The following is a 4,284-nucleotide window of genomic DNA, read 5'->3' as shown; positions in this document are numbered from 1 at the left end:
CCCTACGAAATCATCAATCGCTGCGATCGTTAGAGGTGATGAATTAGTAACACCTTATGGAGATACAGAAATTAAAGAAGGTGACTTTCTATACATCCTCGTTTCCAAAAAATATCACTCACAATTAATGAAAGTTTTAAACAAAAAGAAGGACCAAGCGAAATAATCACTTGGTCCTTCTTTTATATTTATAGGGAGATATTTACGAGCTATTAAATATAAGATAACACAAATCCCCCCGTTATGAAGTTACGGTCGAGTTAATTGTTTATTACAAATGTTACAGTTTACAAAATAGTTAGAATGATAATTGAGCCAATAAAAACTAAAACAAACAAACCAACATAAATTAAAACTAAATTAGGTATATTTCGACGTAATGATTCTTGTTCATAATGGTGTGAACGCTCTAACTCCTCATCAGGTGTCGCCCCTCTTTTTTCATACTCTTTAATTTGTCGATCATGATTTTTAGCAATGTTCAAGGTGATCGTTAAAGCTATAACAAATAATAAACCAATAACAATTAATAGAATCGTAAGCATTTCCATTTCCATTGCCCTCCTTACATAGTGAAAGACGGTTCGTAAATGAACCGTCCCACTTTAATAATCCTATGATTATACGATTGTTGTCAATTGATACGTGTCTTTACCTAAAGATTTTGCATCATACAATGCGCTATCAGCAAATTTAATTAATTCATCATTTGTCACTTGTTCAGAGTCAGGAAGCGCAACGCCGATACTTGTTGTAACTGCAAATTCCTCACCGCTAACATCCCACTCTTGCTCAACAACTCTTCTTACGCGATGAACAACTTCTAAAGCATCTTTCTTTGAAGTTATATTCGTCAATAAAGCGATGAACTCATCTCCGCCCATTCTGGCAATGAAGTCTGATTCTCTCAAACTACTTTGAATGCGCTTTCCAAACTCCTTAATGACTTCATCGCCAATATCATGACCATGCTCATCATTAATAGTTTTGAAATTATCAATATCAAGCATCATCACTGCAAAACCTTTTCCACTCTTTTGATACTCATTTAGATGATCAGATAAATTTGACTGAAATAATCTTCGGTTAGGCAACTCTGTTAAAGGATCATGATAAGCGAACATTTTTAACTGTTCCTCATAAGCCTTTCGCTCGGAAATGTTACGCGTTACAACGACCATCTGATGAAAATGGCCATTATCGTCATAAATCGCTTCCCTTGCAATTCAAACCACAACCAACCTTTTTCTTGATGGTATTGTCTGAACTCTAACGATATAGGATCGCCTGTTTCTTGTGCATGATCAAATGAGTGTAATACGCCTTTAAAGTCTTCTTCATGTAAATTGTGTAACAACGATCGGCCAACGTAATGTTCAGGGCTATAACCTAAAACGTTACCATATGAAGGCGAAGCGTAAGTGATCATCCCTTCACCATCAACTAATGTAATTAGATCGTGTGAGCTTTCAGCAATCATACGGAAGCGTTCTTCATTTTTAGAAAGTGTTCTCTCAGCATAACGCTGCTCAGTTATATCTTTTATAACGACGTAAACACCGGTAACTTGACCTTCCACTACAACTGGTGTCATCGTAATATCTAAATCTAGTTGCATTCCACTCGCATTATATGTATTTACCTCGAAGTTTTGCGGTTTTTTTCGTAAAGTTTGAACGAAACATTTCTTCAACTGACGTTTTATACTTGAATCGACAAACTTAAAAGCAGATTGATTTAACAATTGTTCTTTAGGGTATCCAGATAACTCCTCAAATGCGTTGTTTACTTCAATTAAGTTACCGTTATAATCAATAGAAAAAATGGCGTCTGCATTATCTAGAAAGAGTGATTTATAACGTTGTTTACTTAATTCTAACCGACGTTTAGAATCTTCTCTAGCAAGTTCTGCCTCTTTAAACTCCGTAATGTCCCTTACAACTGCAACAATATGAGTACACTCACCAAGTTCATTCAAAAGAGGTGTTAAGTTCGTTTCACTTATATATTCCTCATCGTCATTTGCATGAAAAGTGTCTTCATACGAAATTTTCTTCTGTTCTTGAGCTGATTGTTTGTATTTATTTAATAAAAACACAGCTTGTTCTTCTGGTAAGGCATCTAATAAGTTTTTACCAATCACATTCTCAGTTAACCCAGTTCGCCTCATTGCTGATTCATTTATAAACTCATAAACAAAGCGTCCTTCTCCCTCAATCCTCATCACAAACACCATACTATCGAATCCACTCATTAAGACCTGGTTCAACAACTGATTATTCAACATAAATTTAAGCCCCCAAAACGTTCAGACACCCGAGTTTATTGACGTATTTTTCAAAATATATTTACTAATTAATATTTTACGATACTCACAGAGAAAAATCTACCAATTATACATACTTTTTACCTACAACAAAAGACATATTTCTACAGTCTGCATCAACTTAATGACATCCCATGTATACCTATTATTTTTTAACAAAAACTGTATAAGAAAACTTTAGGAAGGTGGTTTCATTATGAATATAGATGGTTTACCAGAAGAGTCAGTACCTGTATGGAAAGAATCAATGGAAAAGTACCAACTTGAGACATTACAAGGCGACCATAAAACTGACATTGTCATTGTAGGGGGTGGAATCACTGGAATTACTGCAGCTTATTTGCTCGCCAAATCTGGAAAAGAGATCACACTTATTGACGCTGGACATCTCGTGCAAGGGACAACTTTACATACAACTGCAAAAGTTACCGCCCAACACAACCTTATATATGATGAACTTTTAAAACATTTTAATTACCAAATTGCACGTGGTTACTATGAGGCAAATAAAGATGCTATGAACTTATTTGAACAAATTATTCAAGATGAACAAATTGAATGTGACTGGGAAACTCATGACGCTTATCTATACTCAACATCAGGTGAATACGCAAAGAAAATCGAGGATGAATATAAAGCTTATCAAAATTTGAACATTAACGGGAAGATTACAGAATCGATCCCTTTCAACATTGAAATAGAAAATGCCTTATATATGAAAGATCAATACCAATTTAATCCGACTAAATACCTGAATAGACTTGTTCAAATCATCCAAGATAAAGGTGTAAAACTGTACGAAAATACCGTCGCTGTTAATGTAGAATCAACAGAGCAATCAGCAACTGTTATAACTCGCGATGGTCATAAAATAGAAGGGAAATATGTACTATCTTGTACCCACTTTCCTTTTTATGAAGGTAAAGGCCTTTATTCTGGTAAACTACATGCTAAAAGGTCTTACGTCATTGCTTTTCCAAATCAAAACCCTTATCCAGGTGGCATGTATTTAAGTGTAGACGAACCAAGTCGATCGATTAGACATGCAACGATTAATAATCAAGACTACATTTTGTTTGGTGGTGAGAGTCATAAAGTTGGGCAAGGAAAAAACTTGCATAAACATTATTTAAACTTAAAACGATCAGCAGAAGAGATTTTTGGCAAAGTCCCAATTGAATATCGTTGGTCGACACAAGACTTAGTAACACTAGATAAGCTTCCTTATGTAGGACCTGTTACAAAAGACGAACCTCGTGTTTTAATTGCAACAGGTTACCGCAAATGGGGTATGACGAATAGTACTGCTGCTGCAAAGCTTATGGCTGACAAAGTAATCGGTAATTCAAATCCTTATGAAGAAGTGTACAACCCTTCTCGTTTTAATGCTGACCCAAGTTTGAAAAAGTTCTTCACAGAGAACTTTGACTTAACGAAACATTTAATAAAAGGAAAACTAGAGTTTCCAAAAAATGAAGTTGAAGATTTGAAACAAGGCGAAGCAACAACATTTCTTATGAATGGCCAACGAAAAGGTGCTTATAAGCATGACGATCACACAGTCTACATTGTTGATACAACCTGTACACATGCCGGATGTGAAGTGAACTGGAATGACGCAGAAAATACTTGGGATTGCCCTTGTCATGGTTCGCGCTATTCCTATAAAGGTGAAGTCATAGAAGGACCTGCTGAAAAAGATCTAAAGAATTACGATTTCAGAATGCTTGATATTTTGAAAGACGATGAATCAGGATATTAATTTATCGGCGTTCACCGGAAAAATTTTATTTTCGCCGGTATATTTAAAAATTCGCTGATTTACCATAATTTGAAAGAGCTTGGTTCGCCCAAGCTCTTTTCTTATTAATAACATTGGAAAGAATCAATTCTTTCTAAATCAACTCCGTAATAAACCCAGAAGAATCCAGTCCATCGGTAACCTGAGACTGCCAAGG

General features: G+C 35.4%; 4 protein-coding genes. 1 reads left to right on the top strand and 3 read right to left on the bottom strand.

Translation table 11 applies throughout. From position 1 onward, the window contains the following. Positions 1 to 287: 287 nt before the first annotated feature. From A194_RS0115010 to A194_RS0115000, 3 genes are all read right to left on the bottom strand, one after another. Positions 288 to 551 carry a hypothetical protein gene (locus A194_RS0115010; protein ID WP_017187617.1) on the bottom strand — a complete coding sequence of 88 codons (264 nt, stop codon included), beginning with the start codon at positions 549 to 551 and terminating at the stop codon, positions 288 to 290. A gap of 69 nt (positions 552 to 620) precedes the next feature. Further along, complete coding sequence (locus A194_RS18740) at positions 621 to 1,181, bottom strand: GGDEF domain-containing protein (protein ID WP_017187616.1); 561 nt, start codon at positions 1,179 to 1,181, stop codon at positions 621 to 623. Further along, the gene (locus A194_RS0115000) at positions 1,169 to 2,287 is read right to left on the bottom strand and encodes a PAS domain S-box protein (RefSeq protein ID WP_017187615.1); all 1,119 of its coding nucleotides are present in this window, start codon (positions 2,285 to 2,287) and stop codon (positions 1,169 to 1,171) included. Before A194_RS0115000 ends, A194_RS18740 begins: the two co-directional genes overlap by 13 nt. A gap of 235 nt (positions 2,288 to 2,522) precedes the next feature. On the opposite strand from A194_RS0115000, the gene A194_RS0114995 reads away from it, so the two are divergent. Then, a complete protein-coding gene (locus A194_RS0114995; protein WP_017187614.1) occupies positions 2,523 to 4,088 on the top strand; it encodes an FAD-dependent oxidoreductase in 1,566 nt (521 codons plus the stop codon). Positions 4,089 to 4,284 lie beyond the last annotated feature (196 nt).

Source organism: Alkalibacillus haloalkaliphilus C5 (assembly GCF_000269905.1).
Taxonomy (GTDB): Bacteria; Bacillota; Bacilli; order Bacillales; family Alkalibacillaceae; genus Alkalibacillus; species Alkalibacillus haloalkaliphilus_A.
Note: the sequence above shows the minus strand (reverse complement) of the source record. Positions and strands in the feature narration are given on the sequence as shown.

Excerpts from the sequence above, each read along its gene's own strand:
- A194_RS0115010 (WP_017187617.1), bottom strand. The coding sequence starts at position 551 with ATGGAAATGCTTACGATTCTATTAATTGTTATTGGTTTATTATTTGTT.
- A194_RS18740 (WP_017187616.1), bottom strand. The coding sequence starts at position 1,181 with ATGGTCGTTGTAACGCGTAACATTTCCGAGCGAAAGGCTTATGAGGAA.
- A194_RS0115000 (WP_017187615.1), bottom strand. The coding sequence starts at position 2,287 with ATGTTGAATAATCAGTTGTTGAACCAGGTCTTAATGAGTGGATTCGAT.
- A194_RS0114995 (WP_017187614.1), top strand. The coding sequence starts at position 2,523 with ATGAATATAGATGGTTTACCAGAAGAGTCAGTACCTGTATGGAAAGAA.